General features: G+C 45.5%; 23 protein-coding genes and 1 pseudogene. 9 read left to right on the forward strand and 15 right to left on the reverse strand.

Going from position 1 to position 23129, the window contains the following annotated elements; genetic code table 11:
- The first annotated feature begins 12 nt into the window (after nt 1-12).
- From J4N43_RS22480 to J4N43_RS22490, 3 genes are all read left to right on the forward strand, one after another.
- Nucleotides 13-666: an isochorismatase family protein gene (locus J4N43_RS22480; RefSeq protein ID WP_054579245.1), complete on the forward strand. Its 654-nt coding sequence runs from the start codon at nt 13-15 to the stop codon at nt 664-666.
- 29 nt (nt 667-695) lie between these two features.
- Nucleotides 696-1052: a VOC family protein gene (locus J4N43_RS22485; protein WP_042523322.1), complete on the forward strand. Its 357-nt coding sequence runs from the start codon at nt 696-698 to the stop codon at nt 1050-1052.
- Between the two features lie 154 nt (nt 1053-1206).
- Nucleotides 1207-2100 (forward strand): DMT family transporter, encoded by an 894-nt coding sequence (locus tag J4N43_RS22490; RefSeq protein WP_005373960.1) that lies wholly within the window; start codon nt 1207-1209, stop codon nt 2098-2100.
- Here J4N43_RS22490 and J4N43_RS22495 read toward each other — a convergent pair whose 3' ends face one another.
- Nucleotides 2101-2841: a DeoR/GlpR family DNA-binding transcription regulator gene (locus tag J4N43_RS22495; protein ID WP_017635127.1), complete on the reverse strand. Its 741-nt coding sequence runs from the start codon at nt 2839-2841 to the stop codon at nt 2101-2103.
- 217 nt (nt 2842-3058) lie between these two features.
- Between J4N43_RS22495 and J4N43_RS22500 the strand changes: the two genes are divergently transcribed.
- On the forward strand, nt 3059-3538 hold the full coding sequence (locus tag J4N43_RS22500; protein WP_017635126.1) for a peptide-methionine (S)-S-oxide reductase: 480 nt from the start codon (nt 3059-3061) through the stop codon (nt 3536-3538).
- Between the two features lie 38 nt (nt 3539-3576).
- Here J4N43_RS22500 and J4N43_RS22505 read toward each other — a convergent pair whose 3' ends face one another.
- The 4 genes from J4N43_RS22505 to J4N43_RS22520 all read right to left on the reverse strand — a co-directional run bounded on the left by J4N43_RS22505 (nt 3577) and on the right by J4N43_RS22520 (nt 8524).
- The gene (locus J4N43_RS22505) at nt 3577-4632 is read right to left on the reverse strand and encodes an NAD(P)H-dependent flavin oxidoreductase (RefSeq protein WP_017635125.1); all 1056 of its coding nucleotides are present in this window, start codon (nt 4630-4632) and stop codon (nt 3577-3579) included.
- A gap of 187 nt (nt 4633-4819) precedes the next feature.
- Entirely contained in the window at nt 4820-6223 is a 1404-nt protein-coding gene (gene eat, locus J4N43_RS22510) for an ethanolamine permease (protein ID WP_017635124.1), read from the reverse strand.
- 11 nt (nt 6224-6234) lie between these two features.
- A complete protein-coding gene (eutC, locus tag J4N43_RS22515) occupies nt 6235-7119 on the reverse strand; it encodes an ethanolamine ammonia-lyase subunit EutC (protein WP_053349342.1) in 885 nt (294 codons plus the stop codon).
- On the reverse strand, nt 7112-8524 hold the full coding sequence (locus J4N43_RS22520; protein WP_053349343.1) for an ethanolamine ammonia-lyase subunit EutB: 1413 nt from the start codon (nt 8522-8524) through the stop codon (nt 7112-7114). The genes eutC and J4N43_RS22520 overlap by 8 nt, the downstream gene beginning before the upstream one ends.
- A gap of 184 nt (nt 8525-8708) precedes the next feature.
- On the opposite strand from J4N43_RS22520, the gene J4N43_RS22525 reads away from it, so the two are divergent.
- A complete protein-coding gene (locus J4N43_RS22525) occupies nt 8709-9659 on the forward strand; it encodes a helix-turn-helix domain-containing protein (protein ID WP_044129538.1) in 951 nt (316 codons plus the stop codon).
- A gap of 44 nt (nt 9660-9703) precedes the next feature.
- On the opposite strand, the gene J4N43_RS22530 is transcribed toward J4N43_RS22525, so the two are convergent.
- Nucleotides 9704-10231 carry a TetR/AcrR family transcriptional regulator gene (locus J4N43_RS22530; protein ID WP_005373975.1) on the reverse strand — a complete coding sequence of 176 codons (528 nt, stop codon included), beginning with the start codon at nt 10229-10231 and terminating at the stop codon, nt 9704-9706.
- 122 nt (nt 10232-10353) lie between these two features.
- Between J4N43_RS22530 and J4N43_RS22535 the strand changes: the two genes are divergently transcribed.
- Nucleotides 10354-10575 carry a hypothetical protein gene (locus J4N43_RS22535; protein WP_017635120.1) on the forward strand — a complete coding sequence of 74 codons (222 nt, stop codon included), beginning with the start codon at nt 10354-10356 and terminating at the stop codon, nt 10573-10575.
- Between the two features lie 99 nt (nt 10576-10674).
- On the opposite strand, the gene J4N43_RS22540 is transcribed toward J4N43_RS22535, so the two are convergent.
- Entirely contained in the window at nt 10675-11046 is a 372-nt protein-coding gene (locus tag J4N43_RS22540) for a VOC family protein (protein ID WP_005373979.1), read from the reverse strand.
- 59 nt (nt 11047-11105) lie between these two features.
- Complete coding sequence (locus tag J4N43_RS22545; protein ID WP_062731078.1) at nt 11106-11996, reverse strand: LysR family transcriptional regulator; 891 nt, start codon at nt 11994-11996, stop codon at nt 11106-11108.
- Nucleotides 11997-12105: 109 nt separating this feature from the next.
- On the opposite strand from J4N43_RS22545, the gene J4N43_RS22550 reads away from it, so the two are divergent.
- Nucleotides 12106-12717: a LysE family translocator gene (locus J4N43_RS22550; RefSeq protein ID WP_005388704.1), complete on the forward strand. Its 612-nt coding sequence runs from the start codon at nt 12106-12108 to the stop codon at nt 12715-12717.
- Nucleotides 12718-12848: 131 nt separating this feature from the next.
- Here J4N43_RS22550 and J4N43_RS22555 read toward each other — a convergent pair whose 3' ends face one another.
- The 3 genes and pseudogenes from J4N43_RS22555 to J4N43_RS22565 form a co-directional block, all read right to left on the reverse strand.
- On the reverse strand, nt 12849-13058 hold the full coding sequence (locus J4N43_RS22555; protein ID WP_005373984.1) for a hypothetical protein: 210 nt from the start codon (nt 13056-13058) through the stop codon (nt 12849-12851).
- Nucleotides 13059-13163: 105 nt separating this feature from the next.
- Nucleotides 13164-14760: pseudogene (gene groL / locus J4N43_RS22560) on the reverse strand (chaperonin GroEL).
- Between the two features lie 33 nt (nt 14761-14793).
- The gene (locus J4N43_RS22565) at nt 14794-15084 is read right to left on the reverse strand and encodes a co-chaperone GroES (protein WP_005373989.1); all 291 of its coding nucleotides are present in this window, start codon (nt 15082-15084) and stop codon (nt 14794-14796) included.
- A 267-nt stretch (nt 15085-15351) separates the two neighbouring features.
- On the opposite strand from J4N43_RS22565, the gene J4N43_RS22570 reads away from it, so the two are divergent.
- A complete protein-coding gene (locus J4N43_RS22570) occupies nt 15352-15702 on the forward strand; it encodes a rhodanese-like domain-containing protein (RefSeq protein WP_053349346.1) in 351 nt (116 codons plus the stop codon).
- Nucleotides 15703-15795: 93 nt separating this feature from the next.
- Here the strand turns inward: J4N43_RS22570 and J4N43_RS22575 are convergent, their stop codons facing one another.
- The 4 genes from J4N43_RS22575 to J4N43_RS22590 form a co-directional block, all read right to left on the reverse strand.
- Nucleotides 15796-16194: a GFA family protein gene (locus J4N43_RS22575; RefSeq protein ID WP_005388696.1), complete on the reverse strand. Its 399-nt coding sequence runs from the start codon at nt 16192-16194 to the stop codon at nt 15796-15798.
- A gap of 251 nt (nt 16195-16445) precedes the next feature.
- On the reverse strand, nt 16446-16709 hold the full coding sequence (locus J4N43_RS22580; protein ID WP_005373992.1) for a DUF3012 domain-containing protein: 264 nt from the start codon (nt 16707-16709) through the stop codon (nt 16446-16448).
- A gap of 194 nt (nt 16710-16903) precedes the next feature.
- A complete protein-coding gene (gene fni, locus J4N43_RS22585) occupies nt 16904-17923 on the reverse strand; it encodes a type 2 isopentenyl-diphosphate Delta-isomerase (RefSeq protein WP_062731079.1) in 1020 nt (339 codons plus the stop codon).
- Between the two features lie 238 nt (nt 17924-18161).
- Entirely contained in the window at nt 18162-19961 is a 1800-nt protein-coding gene (locus J4N43_RS22590) for a cation:proton antiporter (protein WP_005373994.1), read from the reverse strand.
- A 440-nt stretch (nt 19962-20401) separates the two neighbouring features.
- On the opposite strand from J4N43_RS22590, the gene J4N43_RS22595 reads away from it, so the two are divergent.
- Nucleotides 20402-23065: a DUF2339 domain-containing protein gene (locus tag J4N43_RS22595; protein ID WP_422398820.1), complete on the forward strand. Its 2664-nt coding sequence runs from the start codon at nt 20402-20404 to the stop codon at nt 23063-23065.
- Nucleotides 23066-23129: the final 64 nt, after the last annotated feature.

Genomic DNA, 23129 nt, shown 5'->3' on the forward strand with positions numbered 1-23129 from the left:
AAGGAGTCTGCCATGACTGTTCGAGTAAACTATCAAACTACAGCAGTGATCGACGTTGATCCAGAGAAAGGCTTTAGTGAGTTATGTCCAAATGAACTGCCCGTTGCAGGTGCGTTGGAAATCGTACCGGAGCTTCTGAGTAATCATGCCAAAGGCCGATTAAAACTGGTCAGTCGTGACTTACACCCACCGAAAGCAAAATGGGATGCAGAATCGCCATCCAATATGCTTGAGCCCGTTGGTTTACCGAATGTGGATATAAAGTGGAACCGTCACTGTGTGCTTGGCACAACAGGTTCTGAGCTGCTAGATGGTTTACCACCCGTGTTGGACTACGATTTTCAAGTTAATAAAGGCATGGATCCTGATGCGCACCCTTACGGTATTTTTTTCCATGATATTGCCGACACCAAAACGACAGGTGCGCATGAATTTCTAAAGTTCAACGGGATTGATACCTTAGTTATCGGTGGCCTTGCCTTGGACTTTTGCGTGAAAAAATCCGTCATGCAAGCGCTGGAACTTGGCTACAATGTGGTAGTTAATCTTGCTTCAACTCGAGCGGTGCTGCCTGATAATGTAGAGAATGTGCTGACAGAGCTCAGAGATAATGGCGCATTATTTGTCGAGAAAGCGGACGACATCATCGTAGAAAAGTTCGCCTAGAAACGATAGTAACCGAGAAGGATTTCACCATGCATCAACATGAAAAATTGAATTACGTTGAATTTGGTTCCACTAATGTCAGTGCGACCAAACAATTTTTTGAGCGTGCTTTTGACTGGAGCTTTACCGATTATGGTCCAGAATATTCTGCATTTTCAGGACAAGGGTTGGATGGCGGATTCTTCAAATCTGAGTTTATAAACCAAACCGCAAATGGTGGCGCACTTTTAGTATTTTATAGCTCAGACATTCAGGCCACTCAGACAAAAGTAGAGCAGCATGGTGGAAAAATTATCCGCCCTATTTTCGAATTCCCCGGCGGCTGTCGATTCCACTTCACTGAACCGAGTGGAAATGAATTCGCAGTATGGTCAGAGAGCCATTAAGTGATCACAAATCAACAACACACCATCAACGTGAGCCCAAGCTAGCCAGATCCGGAACTGGCATTACATTTCTGGTTGACCTCATCCTTGGTTTAATTCACTGTTAGCGCAACAATTAATCGATGAGGCGCTAGACCTCGACCAAGGATGTCAAATGACTGCCGTCAGTTTTTTTCGCTTACTCTGCCTCGCTGCTATTTGGGGTGGCTCGTTTCTGTTTATGCGAGTCGCCGCCAACACATTCGGGCCAGCTTACTTAATCGAATTTCGAGTTACATTTGCCGCCGTCGCTTTGTTATTGATCGCCGTATATTTGAAGAAGAAACTCACGTTAACTGCGCATACTAAACACTTCTTTATTATTGGCTTATTCAATAGCGCAGTTCCATTTTTACTCTTTGCGTACGCAGCCCAGACACTGAATGCATCAACTTTAGCAATATTGAACTCAACCGCCCCAATATGGGGAGCACTAGTTGGCTTTGTTTGGTACCGCAGCCCACTCACAGCGAAATCTGTTCTCGGTATGCTAATAGGCATTGGAGGCGTTGCAGTCTTGGTCGGCTTAGATACTTCAACCATAGGTGAAGAAGCCATGCTCCCTATTGCCGCCAGTTTGATGGCTTCTTTCAGCTATGGCATTGCTACCAACTACACTAAAAATGCGCCACAAGTACCAGCTTTTGACAATGCTCACGGCAGTATGTGGGCGGCGGTTATTTGGGTACTGCCGCTGCTACCATTCTTACCAATGCGTGCAGAACCAAGTCATTTCGAATGGAGCTCTGTTGTCACGCTCGGCGTTGTATGCACAGGGTTCGCTTATTTGCTCTATTTCCGCTTAGTTTCTGATATCGGCCCAGCGTCAGCACTGACTGTCACTTTTCTTGTTCCTGTTTTTGGTATCTTATGGGGCTACTTGGTTCTAGATGAGCCCGTCGGCTCTAACACCATCATAGGAACAATTCTAGTGCTTAGCGGCACTATGCTAGTCACCGGTTTCTCCCCAACAGCAATGCTCGCGAAGCGAAAACGAAGCGTGGCTTAATCAGCCTAATATAACTTCCACACCTCGCTTTTTGATTTGTTCAAGGTCGCTTTTCGGAGCGGCTTTGTCAGTCAGCAGCACTGATATTTCGTCAGTTTTACCAATTGATGAGGGATAAATCTGCCCAAATTTACTAGAATCCGTTAGAACAATATTGCGCCTTTTTTTCGCAATGATGGTTTCTGCAATCTCAGCACGCATCATGTCGCGGCTAGTAAAGCCAGTGTCTTGATGGAAGCCGTCAATACCCAAAAAGGCTGTGCTGAAATGAATGTTCTCAATACACAACTTAGTCAGCGGTCCGACCAAACTCTCGCCTTGGTGCTGATATACGCCACCAAGCAAGATAATGTTGGCAGAAGTGTTACGGATGAGATGAGCGATATACGCCGATGGCGTAATGATGGTCACATCACCGCGCTCAGCCAATGTCCGAGCCAACAACGCATTGGCACTGCCTCCTTCAATCAGCACTGTCTCATTCGGTGCGACCAAATCCGCAGCTTGGTTTGCGAGCGATTGTTTAATATCGAAACGTACTTCTAGGCGGGCATCAATGTCATCACTTTGCAACGCGGTAGCTGCGCCGTGAACGCGCTTTAGGTAGCCCTGTTGCTCCAGAAAGTTCAAATCCTGTCTGATGGTCACACCCGACACGCCAATGATGTCAGAAAGCTCCGTGACTTGAACGCGTTTACGGTCGTTCACTAATTGCAGAATTTCATTTTGTCTTGGGTTCACAGATTCGCTCCTTATTGATGAGCTTACAGTATACTCACCTGATGTTTCATATGAAAAGAACTTGAAAGTAAAAAGGAAAAAGCACGTGGTCTGATTAGCCAAGCTGCACCTTGCGAATATCGCTCCCATCAACAGATAATAGGGCAACGAAAATGGGATGGAAGAAGAGGGGTTAGCTCCCTACATCCCAACAACGGTAAAGACTAGGATAAAAGTGATGGAAGAAATTTACTTCGCTGGCGGCTGCCTTTGGGGCGTGCAAGAATTTATGCGCCACCTTCCGGGCGTAATCAACACAGAAGCAGGGCGAGCAAATGGCACAACGGATAACACTCAATCCGAATACGATGGCTACGCAGAGTGCGTGAAAACCCAGTTCGACCCTGAGCAAGTTTCGGTTGAAACTTTAATGGGGTATTTGTTTGAGATAATCGACCCTTACAGCGTTAACAAGCAAGGTGAAGACGTAGGTAAGAAGTACCGTACTGGTGTTTATAGCCAAAACGAACAGCATCTCACCATCGCGAAAGCGTTTATCGCAGCGCGACCGGACGCCGACAAGATCGCCGTAGAAGTACTGCCACTTACAAATTATGTGCCAAGTGATGATGAGCACCAAGACAGACTCACAAACTTTCCGAATGATTACTGCCACATCCCATTAGATTTACTACATAAATACAGGGATAACTCGTAACCATTCAGTCAGCATCGCTTTAAAAGGCAAGATGCATATCAGTTTAAATCGATGCCTTCCACTAATGACAATGTCATTTCTGCCGCCGATATTTCCTTACAACCCGACGAGTTTTGTCCGCACCACAACGGTGTGAATTCATCTCGGTTTTGCTTTTCCATAAGCGCTCTTAGTTGAGCCATTTCAATGGAGGCGTATGGGAATTTCGGCGCAAACTCACTGATGTAGCCTAGCTCCGACATCGCGCGATTCACAATGCCTCTCGCTGGTCGGCCCGAGAAAACATTGGTCACAGCGGTATGTTGCGCGCGTTCACTGGCAATGGCATATCGATGTAAAGACGATGTTTTCGCCTCATCACACAACAAATAGGCGCTGCCAACTTGAACGGCACTCGCTCCTAATCTCAACGCGGCTTCCACCCCTCTTCTATCAGCGATTCCGCCTGCAGCAATAACAGGCAAATTCACCCGTTTGGCGATTTGTGGTAATAACGCAATCAAACTTAATTGAGTAGTTAAATCATCCGATAAAAACATACCTCGGTGTCCACCAGCCTCCAAGCCTTGGGCGATAATACCGTCAACGCCTTTTGCTTCTAGCCAAAGTGCTTCGTCCACCGTGGTCGCTGACGAAAGGATCTTCCCTCCCCACCCTCTAATTCGAGCTAACAGATCATCGTCTGGCAAACCAAAGTGGAAACTGATCACTGGCGGTGCAAATGGTTCAATCGCGTCAGCAATATCATGATTGAAAGGCATCCTTGTCGGAGCGTTTGGCTGAGCCTGAACGGTTGCATCAACCTCGGAAAAATACGGTTGCAGCGTTTTTTGCCACTTTTCGTGCTTGTTGCCGTCATACTCCGGCATTTCATGGCAAAAGAAATTGAGGTTAAACGGTCGGTTAGTTGCCTGCTTGATAAGTTGAAGTTCTTTTACGATGGCGTCTTTGTTCAGCATTCCACAAGGTAACGAGCCAAGCCCGCCAACATTACTGACGGCTATGGTCATTTGGCTGTCTTGCACACCGGCCATTGGTGCTTGAATAATCGGTAACTCTGTTCCCAAAAGTGTATTAAACACCTTATTTATCATGACCTTTCCTTGAAAACTTAACCTTTACCTGTGATGGATTTGCGCCATCGTTATCCAGACTAGACTTTCACATGATTAAACACTTATAAAGTTAAAGTGATGCATTTGTGCGCTATGCACTTTTGATAGAAATGACAAAGGGAGCCTATGGCTCCCTTAATATGCTGAATAAAAAGAATCAAAGTGACTATCGTACGACATCTGATTCAAGCTCTAGCTCTGCTACAGACAGCATGGCAAACTCTTCCTCGGCGGTTGCTGCCACCAATTTGTTGCGGCTGTATAACCCATAATAAACACCACCGATAAGAAACAATCCCATTGTCATAAAAAAGGCTGAGGGATCAAAAGCATAAACACCTGTCATTGCGACCAAAGAAAGCACCAGAGAAATACTCGAAGTAATTATCCCACCAGGCGTTTTATATGGACGAGTTAATTCCGGCTGTTTAATTCGCAATAAAATATGGCTCAAGGACATTAATGCGTACGATACAGTCGCACCGACAACAGCCATCGCCAAGATTAAGTCCCCCTCACCCGTAAGTGAAACCAAGAACCCAAAAACGCCCGGAACCAAAAGCGCACGAGAAGGCACTTTTTTGTCACTGGTTAATGACAAAGTTTGCGGTAAATAACCCGCGCGGGAAAGCGCAAACACCAAGCGACTGTAACCATAAATGATTGAAAAGAAAGAAGCGATAAGGCCAGCCAATCCAAGTAAGTTCACGGCCATTGCTACCATTGAGTTGCCCGTAAGCTTTAGGGCGTCAACTAATGGCACCGCGCTATCGCCTATGACCTTTGAGCCAACCGCACCAGCCAAAAGGACGACTACCAGAGTTGCGGTTAGCAATAAAAACAGCATCGCACCAATGATGCCTTTGGGAACATCTTTTGCCGGATTTTTTGCCTCCTCTGCCGCTAAAGGCACACCTTCAACCGCAAGAAACAACCACATTGCAAATGGCAACGCAGCCCATACGCCATACCACCCAAACGGCAAGATTTCTGTTGCCTGAGCCGTCGCCGGAGCAATATCGAATAAGTTATTAACGTCAAAGTGACCAATAAGCACAGCAGCAGTAATGAGAATAGCTAGCACAGCCAAACCGCTGATGACCATCATTACTTTGAGAGCTTCGCCAACACCTGCCATATGAATAGCGATAAAGACGGCGTAGAAAAGTGCGTAAACAACAGGACCATCGATACCAACCAATTCATTCACTGCCGAGCCAATAAAAATCACTATCGCAGCAGGCGCGAGCGCATATTCAATCAAAACTGATAAGCCAGTGAAAAAGCCACCTGTCGGCCCCATCGCCTGTCTTGCGAAGCTGTAACCACCACCTGCAGCAGGAATAGCCGCAGACATTTCAGCTAAAGACAATACTAGCGTGAAATACATTACTGCCATCGCGATAGCAGCAATAAGAAAGCCTCCCCATCCTGCTTGAGCGATGCCAAAGTTCCAACCAGCAAAGTCACCAGATATAACATACGAGACACCTAAGCCAGCAAGTAAAATCCAACCTGCGGTGCCTCTTTTTAGCTGCCTTTTGGCCAAGTACTCCTGATGTTTAGACATAGTAAATCCTTCTACTTTGATGAAATTAAAAAGTTGTCGCTGTGTTTATCTTCAACGCTTGCGCCACTTGGCTCATTGATATCGGAGCGATCTTTCAGATTCACTCCTGACAGTTGTAATTTTCGAGCCTCCTTGAGCAAGTAAAATGCGCGTTCACAGGCATCGTCATAGTTGAGCCCCTGGGGACGCACATTGGAAATGCAGTTTCTTTGGGAATCTTTAGAGCCTCGTTTAGCCCCCCAAGTGAGATACATACCCATGCTATCCGGAGAAGTTAGACCGGGTCTCTCTCCAATTAAAACCAGCACGGCCTTGGCGTTAAAACATTCACCAACATCATCCCCTACCGCTACTCTTCCTTGCTTTACGATTGTGATAGGTGCGAATTTCCATTGATGTCCATCATCAGCGCTTAAAAGAGAAATCAATCGAGTAACAACAGGCACGGCATGGTTTTGAATTGCGACGGAAGAAAGTCCATCAGCAATAACAATCGCAAGATCAATGTCAGTGTTATGCTCATTTGCTATCAAGTTGAGCGTTTGCCAAGAAGATTCATCGAGCTGCCTTCCCAAATCGGGCCTTTGCAGGTACATAAGCCGGTCACTCACTTGACTGCTCACTACCACTGGAGGTTCTAAGGTATTTTCAAGAATCGAGTAAGAGTCCGACAAACCAGCAACGAGAGACTCAATATTCAAACTGCAATGCACTGCATCCATAGCTTGGGCGTGATCCAGCTGAAATGAGAGTAACTCGTTGGTTGGTACACTGTTCCCGCTGCGACCCAGAGCGATCCGAGCAGAGGTGAAGTCGCGTAACTTGCCCCAAGGGTTATGTGTGACAACTTCAGACTCATCTTGTGGGGACTGAGCAATGGTGATTACTTTACCCATGAGAATACCCCTTATTCACTTGGTTAATTGCTCCCGAAAACGAGCGAGAGATTTGCTCACTTAACCGAACGTCTTGCACGCTCTCGAAAATCTGCATCTCCATTAACCATTGTTCAAACTCTGGTGCTGGCTTCAAACCGAGTACTTTTCTTGCGTAAAGGGCATCGTGAAATGAGGTAGTTTGATAGTTGAGCATGATGTCATCAGACCCTGGAATACCCATGATGAACGAGCACTCGGCCACACCTAATAGTGTCAGCAAGTTATCCATGTCATTCTGATCGGCATAGGCATGATTGGTGTAACAGATATCGCAACCCATAGGTAAACCAAGCAACTTCCCACAGAAATGATCTTCAAGCCCAGCACGAATGATCTGTTTGCCATCAAACAGATACTCAGGGCCAATAAACCCAACGACAGTATTAACCAACAAAGGATCGAACTGTTTCGCGACAGCATAAGCGCGGGCTTCACAAGTCTGCTGATCGACCCCATGAAATGCATTAGCAGACAGCGCTGTACCTTGTCCGGTTTCAAAATACATCACATTGTTTCCTACACTACCTCGATTCAAAGACAACGCGGCTTCATGGGCCTCTTTCAAAATCGACAAGTCGATTCCGAAGGTATCATTCGTCCCTTGCGTGCCGCCTATCGACTGAAAAACGAGATCGACTGGTGCACCCATTTCAATGGCTTCGATCGTGTTCGTGACATGAGTTAACACACAAGACTGAGTCGGTATTTGATAGTGTTGAATCACCTCATCCATTAAGTTCATTAACTTAATAGCTTGAGGTACATTATCTGTTGCCGGATTGATACCGATAACCGCATCGCCATTTCCGTACATCAGACCATCAAAAATGGTCGCTGCGATACCGTTGAGAGAATCAGTGGGATGATTCGGCTGTAAGCGAGTAGACAGGCGACTCGGCAAACCTATCGTATTCCGAAAAGCCGTGACAACTTGGCATTTTTTAGCAACGAGAATCAAATCCTGGTTGCGCATAATCTTACTGACTGCGGCCACCATTTCTGGTGTTAAACCTTGACGAATTTTAGCCAATGTTTCACCATCGGCTTCTTCACTCAGCAGCCAATTTCGAAAATCTCCGACCGTCAAGTGCTCAATCGGCTTAAAGGCTTCAAGGTCATGCGTATCGATAATTAGGCGAGTGATATCGTCGCTTTCGTATGGAATAACCGCCTCGTTAAGAAACGTTTTAAGTGGTAACTCAGACAGCGCCATTTGTGCGACTACACGTTCTGCCGCTGACTGAGCACAAACCCCGGCTAACGCATCGCCTGAGCGCTCCGGTGTCGCTTTCGCCATCAAGTCAGCTAATGACTTAAAGGTATAGACTTTACTTCCTTGTTGCCGACGATAAGTTGCCGTCATTGCTCTTCCTCTTCACTATTTGGTTCGCTTTTTGCTGAACTATCAATAAGCTTTAAGAAAGTATTGCCAAATGTGTTCCGTAGCGTTATCAAAAACTGGCAACATTTATAAACCAATAATAAACAATGAGTTATGTAAATACTGCTCCAACATGACTCACAAAAAAGGAATGAGCATCACAAGGATGAGTAACCAAATGCCCCAAACTGCACCAATGCTGTGCATCCATCACACTAAGGATGCAAACCAACAAGCTGCGAGTCTGATAAACTGGCAACAGGAATATGACCAACTCAGCGATGGTCGATTTTTAGGTCAAATTCGAGAACGACGATTTCCCAATTTCCATGTGTTTCGTGAAGACAGTAACCGCTCGCTAAGACAGCAATGCAGGGTTGAAGAGGGAGGTATTTGGTTGGGTTTGAGTGCGGAAAATAAGCCGCTACACCTAAATCACAGTCAGTTTAATTCAAGCCAACTTTTGCTTAGGCAAGGTGGCGCTGATTTTGAGTTAATGACACCGGAGCAGTTTTCTATCTATGGAATAGTGCTCGACAAAAACTTCGTTCACATCATAGAAAATCAACTTGAGCTTGGGAGTATCCAAAACAACACATTACACTTAACGGGTTTGACGGAAAAACACATTCAACAACTTAAATACTACTTAGGCACGTTACTTGGTTCCGCCGAGCCAAGATGGTCTGAAACCACACATCAAGCAATCTTAAAAGATATTGTGCTGGAGTTGTTCTCACTCAGTTCACTGCACACGAGCCATCCGATATCAATCTCTCATCGTCAACACGTGATGCACCGTATAAAACAACAGCTACAGGATCTAGACTACCGTACACCGATAACCGTCAGTGAACTGTGTGACGCAGTACACGTCAGTCGTCGCACACTACAGTACACCTTTGAACATTGCTGTAATACTTCCCCAAAGCAGTTCATACATCGAATGCGCCTGAATCAAGTACGTAGAGTGCTACAAAGCCCTGAAGATAATCGAACAATTGCAGAAATCGCTTTTGACTTTGGTTTTTTCCATCTCGGGCAGTTCAGTCAAAGCTACAAGCGGCTATTTGGTGAGACGCCAACTGAAACGAGAAAATGGGAGTCCAGCAAATAAGATGACAGGCAGTATATTCTTTCAGATCCTGCGTTGGGGCCATGTTATGCAGTCGCAATGATTTGCTGAAACTTAGCATGAAGCTCTTCAAGTGCCGCTTCAACATCCGGTTCTGCACGGCTCAAGTGCGAGATTAACGTCATAAAATAGCAGTCAAAAATCAGCGGTATTTTTCCCTCAAGGACGGAGCTTCCGTTTACAGATTGAAACAAAGCTTGGTTAAACGACTGATAATAATCCAAATCCCAAATCACTTCTTTCAACAAAGCTCGGCTCAGCTCAACGTTCGCAAAATAGTAGCGATAGTATTTCTCCGTCAGCGCCAAACCAATGTCGATATCGGTTTTACCTTCCACACTGACTAGCGTTTCTTGGCTGATCTGTTGCAGTTGCGCCAGCATCCCTTCGCGCAAAATCGACAGTTTAGTCGGGAAATGGCTAAACACTGTACCATCGGCTACTCCTGCTTCTCTCGCTATCTGCCTTGTGGTCGTCATGTCATAGCCATTTTGAGCAAAAGATGCCCATGCGGCTTTTAGAATTTTATCTCTGGTTTGTTGTCGCTTCGTCATTGATGTGTCTGCTTAATGAGCCTGAAAGGATCATACCTTGCGTGGTTGAGATTGACAAATTGAGCGCGCTCATTTATAAAATTGAGCACGCTCATTTTATATAAAAACAAAAGGAATCGCTCATGTACGTATTAAACAAACTAGGCCAAGGATTGATTTTCTTCCCGACCATCTTCTGCTTTTCGTATATTTTAAGACCGATATTAATGGTCATCCTTATTCCAGGAGGACTCGCACTTTTGGCGTTAATCGGTGGCGCAGAAGTCAGAGCGGAACTCAAAGCCATGCTGCTTGAGGAGTTTTTTGGCGTTAGCCCATCGCACACCACCTCGAAAAAGGCGTGAGTGCGCTACAAACGTTGGCAAGGCTAAGTAAAAAAAGAAAACGCGCAGATATCGAGATCTCAATATCTGCGCGTAGATGTGGTGAAAATAAGACTGGCGTTAGTCAGTATTCATGTTCTGGCCAATTCGCCATAAAACGCCACTAGGGTCAAACAAACAACATTCGCGCATGCCCCAAGGTTGCTCGACTAGCTCTGTCAAACGCGAACCAAATTCTTCATGACCCACTTTGGATAAGTGCTGATGCCAGCTTTCTGCGTCTTCTACGAGCAAGTGCATCATGAAGTTATTGCCGTGTTCTGGCTCATAAAAATTCTGTAAAAGAAACGCGCAGCTACCTTGAGAGAAGTATGCTACATCACCGAAGTCCGATGCCATTTCAAAGCCAATCGCCTCATAAAAACGTTTTGATAGCGCGTAATCTTTCGCCGGAACAAATGATTTGATTTCAACAATATTGAGGTTTTCCATTTCCAATTTCCTAAGCCTTTTTCCATAAAACTGACTGACGTAATCTCGCTCTATGCCTTCTATTCGCCTTGCGTAATCTGCTGTGATGACAGTGGCACACACTCTGCCATTTGCGTTTGTAACCACGTGATAAATTTATGTTCGAGTTCTGTACGCTTTTTATCTTGACTCAATAAAACGTAATTGCAACTTGATGGAGAAAACCCAAATGGTGCGACCAAATTACCACGCTTAATATCGTCCATGACAAAAGGATACGATCCCATTGCGACGCCTAAGCCATCCACCGCTGCTTGTATGCAAAAATAAAAATGCGCGAATGATTGCTGAGTGTTGCCGTTGAAAGTTTCACAACGTGTTGATTGCTGCCAATCCGCCCAAGCATTCGGTCTGGTTTGGCTATTCAACAATCGAGCTGCTTTCAAATTGTCTTTACTGGATTGCCAATACTCAGGAGAAAATACCGGCCCCACCCACTCTTCCACAAGAATGGTTTTGTCGTAATCGTGATGCTGCGCAAAATCGTCTCGACGAATCGCCATCGAAAGCCCAGTTGATCCTAATGTTACCGGGCCACCAGCCGTCGACAAACGAACATCAGCACGGTGTTCATCATTAAACGCGGCCAACCTTGGCATCAACCAGCGCATGGTTAATGTCGGTTCACAAGACACTTCAAGATGCTGATGCTTCTCTTGAATAAGCGTATTCACGCCTGTTTCTAGCGTTTGGAATGCCGTTTCTGTGTATGTCTTGAGTAATTCGCCTTCCGCCGTCAACACGACTTTCCTGCCCTCTTTGAAGAACAAAGGTTGAGACAGATATTGCTCAAGTTGCTTGATCTGCTTACTCACGGCTCCGTGGGTAATGTTCAGTTTGTCAGCCGCTTCAGTGTAGCTTGAAGAACTCGCCGCAACGTGGAAGACATAAAAAGATTTCAGGTGACGCATCTGTGAGTTTTTCTCACCAATATGGGAATATTTTTCGATTATAGTCAGTAATAAAGACGCCTACAATTCTGCTACATCCCAGACTTCATCATTCAAACAGGAAATCGATATGGAATTTGTAACTCTTGCGTTATTAGGTGTGCTTATTGTTATTAGCCCTGGCGCAGACTTTGTTTTGGTATTAAGAAATAGCTTAAATCAAGGACGAAAAGCAGGCGTATACAGTGCGATTGGTATCAGCATGGCGATAAGCATCCACATCGCTTACTCCATGCTGGGGATCAGTTACTTAATTTCACAAAATGAATGGTTGTTTAATCTCGTGCGCTATCTTGGGGCCGCTTATCTTGTCTACCTTGGGATTAAAGGAATATTCTCCTCGCAGCCTGCGTCAAACTCAGAAACCGTTCAACAGAGCGAGTATTCAATGTGGCGATTTTTCATGCAGGGATTTCTGTGTAATTTACTCAATCCCAAGACGATGCTGTTTTTTCTGAGTATTTTTAGCCAAGTGATTTCTCCCGACTCTAGTCAGCAACACATCGCCTTGTTTTACGGGATTTATATGATTGCGCTGCATGGTATTTGGTTTTCTATCGTTGCTGTTTTATTCACGTCACCCCAGCTACAAGCTTTCTTGTTGAAGATTAAGCATCGACTCAATCAAGCATGTGGGGCGGGATTGATCATTTTCGGCGCAATGCTGGGCTTAAAGGTGTAGTGCGCTTGCGGTCCGATTACCCCAGTTCAAATTGATCATTGAACAAGTGGCAGTAATCAAATAAAAATCTACACTATCAATACTTTAAATTAGAAAAAAACAGCCAACGTGCGCTGGCTGTTTCGATACAGTTAATGGATGACCCGAGCGTCCCCTTTAAATAACTGAGACAGATCGATAGTGAATATCGTCACTGTCGGACGTTTAGGCAGAGCATTTTCGATTGAAAACTCTGGCCCAGCTGGAACGAGGGGGAAGTGAATAGCAGTCGGCCACGTTGACGAAGCTTCATTACCGCCCGGCTCAGATATTGAGAAAGAAAACGCAGGTAAACGGGTCATAACACTTACCTCAAATGACTGATTAGCGGGCTCAAGCGAGCCCGCTTAGGTTTTGCAATGTTATTGTTATTTTAACGCTTACTTAATCACTAACGGTTGATGACGTTAGATATCAAGTTCTTTGTCTTCAACGTGGTTGGTGATCATCGCTTCAGTGGTGATCATCAAGCCAGCAACAGACGCTGCGAATTGAAGCGCTGAACGTGTTACTTTCGCAGGGTCCAAGATGCCCATTTCGATCATGTTGCCGTATTCACCTGTTGCAGCGTTGTAACCGTAATCGGAATCACCCGCTTTGACAGCGTTCGCCACAACAGAAGCTTCGTCACCTGCGTTAGTTGCGATTTGACGAAGAGGCTCTTCCATTGCACGTAGCGCAACTCGGATACCCACGTTTTGGTCATCATTGTCGCCTTTTAGATCCGCCAATTCTTTCGCGATCTTAGTTAGGGCAACACCACCACCAGCAACAATACCTTCTTCAACCGCTGCGCGGGTAGCGTGTAGCGCATCGTCCACGCGGTCTTTCTTCTCTTTCATCTCAACTTCGGTTGCAGCGCCGATCTTGATCACCGCTACGCCGCCAGAAAGCTTCGCAACACGTTGTTGAAGCTTATCTTTGTCGTATTGAGAAGTGGTTGTTTCGATTTGTTTTTCAATCGAAGCCACACGATCAGCAATCGCGCTTGCTTCTGCTGCACCACCCACAATGGTTGTTGTGTCTTTGGTGATGGTAACTTTCTTCGCACTACCTAGTTGCTCTAACGTTGCTTTTTCGAGCTCTAGGCCGATTTCTTCAGAGATGACCGTACCAGCAGTTAGTACCGCAATGTCTTCCATCATCGCTTTACGGTTGTCACCAAAGCCAGGCGCTTTCACCGCGGTCGCACGCACGATGCCGCGCATTGTTCACAACCAATGTCGCTAACGCTTCACCTTCGATGTCTTCAGCAATGATCAATAGCGAGCGAGAAGATTTCGCTACTTCTTCTAGTACAGGCAATAGCTCGCGGATGCTGCTGACTTTTTTGTCCACCAATAGGATGTATGGGTTGTCTAGCTCGACGCTGCCATTTTCTTGGTTAGTGATGAAGTATGGCGACAAGTAACCGCGGTCGAATTGCATACCTTCAACCACAGACAATTCGTTGTTTAGACCTTGGCCTTCTTCAACCGTAATCACGCCATTGCGACCCACTTTTTCCATCGCTTCTGCAATGATTTCACCGATCGCGCGATCGCTGTTTGCAGAAATGCTACCCACTTGGGTAATGGATTCTTTGTCGCTGCATGGCTTAGACATTTCACGTAGTTTCTCAACCGCCGCTTCAGTGGCTTTGTCGATACCACGTTTTAGGTCCATTGGGTTCATGCCAGAGGCTACCGCTTTAAGACCTTCATTGATGAAAGATTGCGCCAGTACGGTAGCCGTCGTTGTACCGTCCCCCGCTTCATCATTCGCTTTGGACGCCACTTGTTTCACCATTTGTGCGCCCATGTTTTCGAACTTATCTTTCAGTTCGATTTCTTTCGCTACAGACACGCCATCTTTGGTGATGGTTGGCGCGCCGTAAGATTTATCAAGCACAACGTTGCGGCCTTTCGGGCCTAGTGTCACTTTTACTGCGTCCGCCAGTAAGTTCACACCTTTCAGCATTTTTTGACGTGCGTCATTAGCAAATAATACGTCTTTTGCAGCCATGGTTATCTCCTCAAAAAACTACTACAAAAATAATTACTCAACGATTGCTAACACATCAGATTCGGACAGAATTAAGTATTCTGCGCCGTCAATTTTCTCGGTTTTCACGCCGTAACCGTCATTGAAAATGATTTGGTCGCCCACTTTGACTTCCATCGCAGCGCGTTCGCCATTTTCAAGACGTTTACCTAAACCAACAGCAATGACTTTCCCGCGGTTTGATTTTTTCACCGACTGAGAAGTTAAAACGATTCCCCCTTCAGATTTATTTTCCACCTCTTGTCTTTCAACAATTAGCTTGTCATTTAAAGGACGAATTTTCATTTTTAAGTGCCTCCTACTTGGAACCAAAAATAAAAGACAAAATAAACATCAAGATGGATTTGCGAGTCGACAGCTCGCTTTCGATGAAAATAATAAGGTCGAAAAATGAGAGTTCAAGAGGTGAATTTGATAAAAATTTTTTATTAAATTAAATAAAATTTTCTATCGAATTATCGCATTCACAACCACTTAGCATCTCTTTATGATGGAAAATATGCTTAATCAAATCTAGAGTGATTACGTACTCTTAAAAAGGATAATCAAACAATGAAAAAGGCCGTATCTCTATTTCTTGCAACGTTGTGCATTGGCTTCCTCTCCCCCAACGTGTCGGCTTCTGAACGCGCTGAACAAGGGTGGCAATTGATTGACAAGGGCGCGATGATTGTCGATGTGCGCACGCCGCAAGAATTTTCTGAAGGGCATTTGGATAATGCCGTCAACTTCCCTTTATCTGAACTTGATAAACATTTTCAAGACGTCGATAAAGATCAAGCTATCGTGTTGTACTGTCGCAGTGGTAACCGCTCTGGCAAAGCGTATCAATACTTAAAATCGCAAGGCTTTACGAATCTGCACAATGCAGGTGGCTTTGAAGAACTACAAGACGCCAAATAGTCGTCTCCGTTCTAATATACAAAGTAAAAGCACAGAGCGTGTCGCAAGCGTATTGTAACGCGCTCTGTTTCTAAATACTTATCTACAACAACTCTATTTTGGCCCTGCATCAAATTGAGTCAGGTTATCCGATATCTCGAGCCACGGCGCTTTCGACGCGACAAAAATATGGAAATCAGGCTTGTGAGAAGGTGTGTCATCCAAGATACCAAGGCGAATATTGACGATCCCATTGTTCTTTTTCGAATACAGGCTCGATCCGCAGTGGCGACAAAAGCATAGCATGGTATTTTCGCTTTTCTGATAAGTTTGAATATCTTCTTTCCCTTGGATAATAAGCAGTTTATCCAACGCAATACCACCGGCAGATGAATAGTCAGAACCTGTGAACTTGCGGCATTCAGAGCAATGGCAATTTCCCATGTACTTAAATTCATCTGCCACTTCCAACTTTACCTTGCCGCACAGACATGAGCCTTTTAGTACTTCCATTTGAATTCCTTTTTGTTATGAATCTAATTGAATTAGATGGCTATCTCGACACCATGCCATTGCAATACGAAAAATTAAAGACAGGCAATACAGGTTTTCAAAAATGAAACGAAAATGTAAAACATTCCATTCAGAGGGAGGTGCGCTGACACGTGAAAAATCGAGCTATTTTAGATACAAAAACACCAAGCAATAACGCTTGGTGTTTACCTCACAGAATGTCGCCTCAGAAAAGGCGCTTTCCGCTGTGCTTAAAAAATGCAGTGTTTAGTAAAGCTGGTCGCTTCGTTTGCAGTCCAGTCACCTTTCGGCTTATCTTTCAGGTTTTCACACCATTGCTCGCTGCCGACACCATCTTGCAGAACACAATGCTTTGCAAAGTCTACCGCGTTGTCTGCTGTCCATTCTGTTTTTGGCTTATCGCGCATGTCGTTACACCAGCCTTCAGTGCCCACTTCATCACTACAAGCGGTCAAAGCAGAAGCCGCCAACATCAGCATGACTAGTTTTTTCATAAATTTAAGGTTCCAGTTGCAAACAATAGTAAAATTAAACTCAATCTCTTCAACACGTGCCCATTCAAGTGTCTGAATAAAGGCGTCACTAGCTGAAGTGACTTTTGTATCAACTATAACGAAATTATCAGTCTACGTGTTAAGACACCGAAAAATTATTGAGCGACTCTGTGTAAAGCGCGCCATTCTAAAAGCTATAGGCAGCGCGCTTTCGTTAGCTCACCAACCTCAGAAGAGCCAGTACCAAAGCACGTTAAACGCAGCTCTAATGCCATTTGTTCAAAGTGATCGACGACAGACTGCGTGCTGATCGTCGCAGCTTTTAATACCGCACCAGCTTGCCCAATGAGATTAGCACCCAAATGAATGGCTTTCGCCGCTTCAAGTCCGTTATGAACACCTCCCGAGGCGATCAACGGTAATGTAGGATGCAGTGCGCGGATTTGAGCCAAACATGTTGCTGTAGGGACACCCCAATCGCGGAAAAGCTCGGCTGCACGCTGCATTTTCGGATTGTCTTGGCAATACCCTTCAACCGCACTCCAGCTTGTGCCACCCGCGCCCGCAACGTCAATTGCATCCACACCAGCATCAATTAATCGCTGCGCAATGTGTCCGCTAATACCAAAACCGACTTCTTTGATAATGATAGGAACCTTCACGCGAGATTTAAGCATCTCAATTGCCTGGAAAACACCAACCCAATTGTGGTCGCCATTTTTCTGAAACGCTTCCTGCATTGGATTAACGTGCACAAACAAGGCATCGGCTTGAATCGCCTCAACCGCACGTTGCGCATTATCGAGTTTACCTTTATCGAGCAATTGAGCGGCTCCAAGATTGGAATACAACGGTACTTCTTTCGCCAACTCACGAATGGTTTTACCCAAGCCCGAATGCTGACTTTCTTCTAAGCTAATCCGTTGCGAGCCCACACCCATGGCAATACCTAATTCACTTGCTGCTTCAGCTAGACGACAATTGATCGTTTCTGCGTCTTTTGCTCCGCCAGTCATCGAGCTAATCAAAAACGGTAGCGCTAATTGATGACCAAGAAACTCTGTCGATAAATCGATCGCGTGAAAGTCACATTCTGGCAGCGCACAGTGTTCAAACTCGACAGACTCAAAACCCGCCGTTTTATGCTTCATGCTCATATCATGATGTAAAACAGCATCTAGGTGTAAATCTTTTCGGTTAGTTTGCGGAGCCATAATGTCACCCTAAAGTAAAACAGTCGCGCAGTATTGCGATCCTTATCAGTAACGTCAATGCGAATTTTGTGAATTTGCCGGATTACTTTTCCGAAACGAGTAATGAATCTCGACTGCCCCTGACATTATAAGAAAAGAAACTCGCTTTCCGTTTTAAACAAGCCGGCAAGTTTCTCTTCAAATTGAGATAATCAGCGTACGATACCCATGATGCAAATGGATCACATTGCTCTGTAGTTTACTTTACGCTGTCCGACAGAATTAGCGACACAACAGTGCTTGTCGTCGTTGGTTCAAACTGTTCGGGATCATCACAGAATTGAATTTTTCCTTTTTCTTCTACATGGAACAGCGGTACAACTGAACTACCTTTGTGATGCGCTAAATAATCTTGATACGTGAAGTTATCGCTCAATTTCGTGTGTTTAACCTCTGCACCACGACTTAACATACTGGCTAGCTGGGTATAGCTTACATTGCCGCCCATCAGCAATTTACCATGGTACTCCTGAGCCACGGAGTGCTTCTCGCTGCCATTGCCGTTGGTTTTCACTTTTTGTAAGCAGTGAACTTTATCTTCCCCAAACTCGTCGACGAATTGCATGCAAGCCATAATGTTGAAATGCTGATCGGGCGTTAATGCAACCACTTGTCCAACTCCTATCAAGTTCAAGTTGTCGTCCGCGTGACTAGAAATAGGGTTGCCGTAATAGTAATCCAATCCCAACATACGAACCTGACTGATGTACTCCCAGTTTGAGTCAGTCATTAATACGCGACGGTCATAACGCGCCAGCGCCTGCCCTATTTCTCTTGCTACTCGGTTAGCACCAATCAACAAGAAGCCGCGTGGTGCTGGCTCTGCGACGCCCAACGTCAGCGCTACAGGACGTGCCGTCGCACTTTGTAACACGACCGTTCCTATAATCACCATGAAGGTCATAGGGACCAGTAAAATCGCTTCATCAATGCCGTATTCGGTCAATTTGATCGCGAAAAGAGACGAAATCGAAGCAGCAACAATACCGCGCGGTGCAACCCAAGACAAAAACAGCTTATCTTTGAGACGCAAGTTGCTGCGGAAGGTTGAAAGAAAAATCGATAACGGACGCGACACTAACTGCATAAATACAAATAACAATAACGCACCGCTACCTAGCGCAGCAAAATCATCCAAACTGATTCGAGCCGCAAGGAAGATGAACAATCCGGTGATCAGTAAAATGGTTAAATGCTCTTTAAAGTGCAGAATTTGCTGAATATTGATGTCTTTAGCGTTTGCGAGCCACATACCCATTACGGTGACGGTTAGTAACCCAGCTTCAGACTCAATGTGATTAGAGACCGAAAATACACCTAGAACCACCATCAAAACCGCAAATGGCTGCAAATATTCCGGTAGCCAAGAGCGACGCATGATCGTCGCAACTGCATAGCCTGAGGCCGCACCTAGCATGACACCGACAGCAATGATCGTCCCAAACACTTCGACGCTATTTATCGCACTGTGAGATACGATAAACTCGTAAACCATCACAACAAAAAGCGCACCGAGCGGGTCAATCAAAATCCCTTCCCAGCGCAAAATGTTAGCAAGCGTACTGTTAGGTCTTACGGTTCGTAGAAGTGGCACGATGACCGTCGGCCCTGTTACTACGGTTAAGCTGCCGAACAACATGGCAAGCTCCCAAGTAAAGCCGAGGAAATAGTGTGTTGCGATACTAGTCGCTGCCCACGAAATGATCGCCCCGATGGAAACAATGCTCCATACCGAACCACTCACGCCACGAATTTCTTTAAAGTTTAAGGTCAAACTGCCTTCAAATAAAATCACTGCCACCGCTAAAGAAACCAACGGAAAGAGCAAATTACCTAATATCTCATCAGGATTTAACCACTGCATAAATGGCCCGACGATCAGCCCTGCCAACAACAAAAATAAAATCGCTGGCAAACGCAATCGCCAAGCTAACCATTGGCAACCTAAACCAATAACCCCAACCGCTGACAGCACCAGCGCTTCATTACCCACTTGCATCAATAATTACCTGTTTTTGTCTTTTTTCGCGTGAATGCGCTATACCCGAATACATTCAGCCTTACGGTCAAATAGAAACAACCGAACGTGCAAATCAAACGACTGACCTTCGATGACATCGCTACGAAACGCACATGTTTGAAGTCATTTGGCGATCGCATCAGAACTATGAATATAGTTGACCCCCAATGACTTAACGACTCATTTTTGTTCATCAGGTCTTAAAGTGGCACACAAGTGTGCGACTTTGTCGAATTCATCATTACGCATTGAGTTTCATTATGTAGAATGATTTCTAAAGAAAGCGCGGAACCTAGCACTATATGAGGCTAAGGCATAGAGCATGAACTAAGCTTTAGCGTAAGTGCTCAAAGTTAAGAATCGTGGGTCACGCGACGTACGCAAGGAGAAATGGATTGTACGTAATACTAGCACTGTTCATGGCGTGTCTCGCCATCCTCATCGGAGTGAAAGCCGCCAACCGAGCTGCACTTTTAGAAAAAGAACTAACCAAACTTCGTGAGGAAGTCACATCACTACGAGCCAGTGTCCATGGGGGCTCAAACCCACAAGTGCACCAACAATCCAGCATCGAAAAAGACACACCATCTGTAGCGACGTCACCTCACATAGAATCACAACAGAAAAATGTCTCATCCTCTGGGGAACATGATCCAGCTGCCAACCTAGACTTGGACCAGAGCGCTGCAAATCAAGGGTACGCCCAGACAAGAGAAGTGCAACTGGATGTTTTTAGTCAAGAAAATGAGTCATTCCTTCAGAGTAAAGTTCAGAGCCTGCTTAGCAACATTCAAGAAAATTGGTTGGTTTGGGTAGGCGCATTGGCCATGCTGATCGGTGGAGGTTATCTCGTACAGGTGATTGGTAGCCACATCCAGTTTTCGCCATTTATGCGAGTATCCTTTGCCTTTGTGATCTCATTACTTATGGTGCTTGTTGGCGAGTGGTTTCACCGTAAAGAACAACAGAATCCGCAACGGGCAGCACGAGCCCAAGGCTTTACGTATGTTCCTGCTGCCGTTACCGGTACGGGATTAACGGGCATTTACTGCACCGTCATTTTTGCCTTTGTGGTTTATCAAATGCTAACGCCAAGTATCTCGTTGATCATTTTGGCTTCAGCCGCATTTTTCAGTTTAGCATTATCATTGCGACAAGGGCCGTTAATGGCCGTGCTTGGCTTAATTGGTGGCTACACAGCACCACTGTGGGTTGGAGGTAGTGAACCCAACTACTTTTTGTTAGCCGGATACATCTGCGCGATTTCGTTCGCGGCGACCTTATTGATGCAAAAAGTGCGTAGGTCATGGATTACGCCAAGTATCGCGATTCCACATGTCATTTGGATGTTGCTGTTGATTGAGAGTGTACCAACAGAACTCTTGTTCTCGTGGCTCGCGATTTATCTCTCCATCACTTTGTATCTCATTTTCGCGGTTCCGAGAATGGGTTGGATGCTCAATCCTCGCTTTCGTCACTATCAAAGCAAGTGGACAAACTCGCCGACCGCTACCGCTCTCGCAACTGCTTTATTGACCTTTTCTGCCGTCACCAGAATGCCGGAGCTGAACACTCTACAAATGGCGTACTGTTATACGCTGCTTGTTGCGATCATCTGGCTACCAGCACTTCGTACAGGCTGGTCATTACGTGTATTTTTGCCATCCATACTCGTCTCGGCAACCGCGCTGATTGTTCTTACCATCGCTTTTGATGCGCTGTATATGTTAGAGCGAGAAGCTAGCATCCTATTCGCATTGGCGGTGAGTATTGCGCTGATCTGCTATCGAACATATTGCCAAACACTTAGTGACCGTTCGCAACTCAGTGGGCTGCTTCTGCTGGTACTGGCTCCCGCGATGAGCTTAATTACGTTGTTTTATGTTGACGAATTTATGCAAGGCTACCTGTGGTATTGGACTGCCTTCTGCGCATTGATGGCCACTTACTATGTTGTGCTTGGTCAGCATGCACGTTCGTTGGCATTAGAATGCTCTGCCGTTATGCATGCTTTAATCGTAGGTATCGCTTTTGTTTGGTTGAGCGATACTTGGTTAACAACAGCAATCTCAATACAAGTTGCGATAATGGCCTTACAGGCTCAAGTCGGGTTATTTCGACCTGCGAGTTGGGCGATTAAAGTGGCAATGGGAATACTGGTTATCCGACTCACGCTGCTACCTTTCATCCCCGAATGGCAACCGGTAGAAGCTGGGCATTGGGCTTGGGTTCTGGTGAGTTATCTGCCTTCTCTCTTCATCTTGTCTTATGCTCGTTCAACACTAAAACAAGTGGACCGAGAACTGACCAACTGGTTTGAAGGGGCGTTTTTACATGTATTCTTAATGGCATTGTTCACCCAAACTAACTACTGGTTAACGGGGCAATATGGTTACTTGGGGCACATCGACTTCACAAGTGCGGCAGTCTTTGCCAATCAAGCATTAGTTATGGGTTTGGTATACAGCTACCGCAGCCAATTTGCGCAACGCTTAAGTCGTATCTACGAAATCTATAGTTACTTGCTTTGGTGCGCGTTCGCTATATTGATTATTTTGCTTAATACGGCAGAATCGCCGTTGGTGACTGATAACGTCTCGGCACAAGCACTTCCCATCTTTAACATGCTGAGTATCGGCTGGCTGTTACCAGCTTGCATCCTGCTTATCGCAACCTTTAAACGCTGGAATACGTTGCAAGTTCATCGATTTGCGATTGCTAGTCTAGGCTTTTTACTTGCAGCCATTTGGTTGGGGATGTCTATCCGTCAATTCTGGCAAACCACATCGATGATGCTGTATCAGCCAACCAGCATGGCAGAGTTGTTCAGTTATTCAGTGGCTGGCTTGCTCGTAGGTGGATTGCTGACTTGGCGCGGCGTGACCCAACAGGGGCTGATGATGCAGCGTGTCGGTCTAGTGGTCCTTGCCTGTGTCGCACTGAAAGTATTCTTATGGGATGTGAGCTCTCTGGATGGGTTCTGGCGAGCAATAAGCTTCTTAGGCTTAGGTGCGTCTTTGATAGCACTTGGATGGCTATTCCAGAAATTGAATCGTTCGGTGGCAAAAGCACTCGAGCCCTAGACGAGTCAAAGAGAGATTCCCGACAGTGCGCTGTTTTCGTTATTGGGGGACGATAACAGTGTAA

The sequence above is a fragment of the Vibrio sp. SCSIO 43009 genome, from assembly GCF_023716525.1.
Classification (GTDB): domain Bacteria; phylum Pseudomonadota; class Gammaproteobacteria; order Enterobacterales; family Vibrionaceae; genus Vibrio; species Vibrio alginolyticus.

What these genes read in the sequence shown, in the direction of transcription:
- J4N43_RS22480 (WP_054579245.1), top strand. Translation starts at nt 13, where the DNA reads ATGACTGTTCGAGTAAACTATCAAACTACAGCAGTGATCGACGTTGAT.
- J4N43_RS22485 (WP_042523322.1), top strand. Translation starts at nt 696, where the DNA reads ATGCATCAACATGAAAAATTGAATTACGTTGAATTTGGTTCCACTAAT.
- J4N43_RS22490 (WP_005373960.1), top strand. Translation starts at nt 1,207, where the DNA reads ATGACTGCCGTCAGTTTTTTTCGCTTACTCTGCCTCGCTGCTATTTGG.
- J4N43_RS22500 (WP_017635126.1), top strand. Translation starts at nt 3,059, where the DNA reads ATGGAAGAAATTTACTTCGCTGGCGGCTGCCTTTGGGGCGTGCAAGAA.
- J4N43_RS22505 (WP_017635125.1), bottom strand. Translation starts at nt 4,632, where the DNA reads ATGATAAATAAGGTGTTTAATACACTTTTGGGAACAGAGTTACCGATT.
- eat (WP_017635124.1), bottom strand. Translation starts at nt 6,223, where the DNA reads ATGTCTAAACATCAGGAGTACTTGGCCAAAAGGCAGCTAAAAAGAGGC.
- eutC (WP_053349342.1), bottom strand. Translation starts at nt 7,119, where the DNA reads ATGGGTAAAGTAATCACCATTGCTCAGTCCCCACAAGATGAGTCTGAA.
- J4N43_RS22520 (WP_053349343.1), bottom strand. Translation starts at nt 8,524, where the DNA reads ATGACGGCAACTTATCGTCGGCAACAAGGAAGTAAAGTCTATACCTTT.
- J4N43_RS22525 (WP_044129538.1), top strand. Translation starts at nt 8,709, where the DNA reads ATGAGTAACCAAATGCCCCAAACTGCACCAATGCTGTGCATCCATCAC.
- J4N43_RS22530 (WP_005373975.1), bottom strand. Translation starts at nt 10,231, where the DNA reads ATGACGAAGCGACAACAAACCAGAGATAAAATTCTAAAAGCCGCATGG.
- J4N43_RS22535 (WP_017635120.1), top strand. Translation starts at nt 10,354, where the DNA reads ATGTACGTATTAAACAAACTAGGCCAAGGATTGATTTTCTTCCCGACC.
- J4N43_RS22540 (WP_005373979.1), bottom strand. Translation starts at nt 11,046, where the DNA reads ATGGAAAACCTCAATATTGTTGAAATCAAATCATTTGTTCCGGCGAAA.
- J4N43_RS22545 (WP_062731078.1), bottom strand. Translation starts at nt 11,996, where the DNA reads ATGCGTCACCTGAAATCTTTTTATGTCTTCCACGTTGCGGCGAGTTCT.
- J4N43_RS22550 (WP_005388704.1), top strand. Translation starts at nt 12,106, where the DNA reads ATGGAATTTGTAACTCTTGCGTTATTAGGTGTGCTTATTGTTATTAGC.
- J4N43_RS22555 (WP_005373984.1), bottom strand. Translation starts at nt 13,058, where the DNA reads ATGACCCGTTTACCTGCGTTTTCTTTCTCAATATCTGAGCCGGGCGGT.
- J4N43_RS22565 (WP_005373989.1), bottom strand. Translation starts at nt 15,084, where the DNA reads ATGAAAATTCGTCCTTTAAATGACAAGCTAATTGTTGAAAGACAAGAG.
- J4N43_RS22570 (WP_053349346.1), top strand. Translation starts at nt 15,352, where the DNA reads ATGAAAAAGGCCGTATCTCTATTTCTTGCAACGTTGTGCATTGGCTTC.
- J4N43_RS22575 (WP_005388696.1), bottom strand. Translation starts at nt 16,194, where the DNA reads ATGGAAGTACTAAAAGGCTCATGTCTGTGCGGCAAGGTAAAGTTGGAA.
- J4N43_RS22580 (WP_005373992.1), bottom strand. Translation starts at nt 16,709, where the DNA reads ATGAAAAAACTAGTCATGCTGATGTTGGCGGCTTCTGCTTTGACCGCT.
- fni (WP_062731079.1), bottom strand. Translation starts at nt 17,923, where the DNA reads ATGGCTCCGCAAACTAACCGAAAAGATTTACACCTAGATGCTGTTTTA.
- J4N43_RS22590 (WP_005373994.1), bottom strand. Translation starts at nt 19,961, where the DNA reads ATGCAAGTGGGTAATGAAGCGCTGGTGCTGTCAGCGGTTGGGGTTATT.
- J4N43_RS22595 (WP_422398820.1), top strand. Translation starts at nt 20,402, where the DNA reads ATGGCGTGTCTCGCCATCCTCATCGGAGTGAAAGCCGCCAACCGAGCT.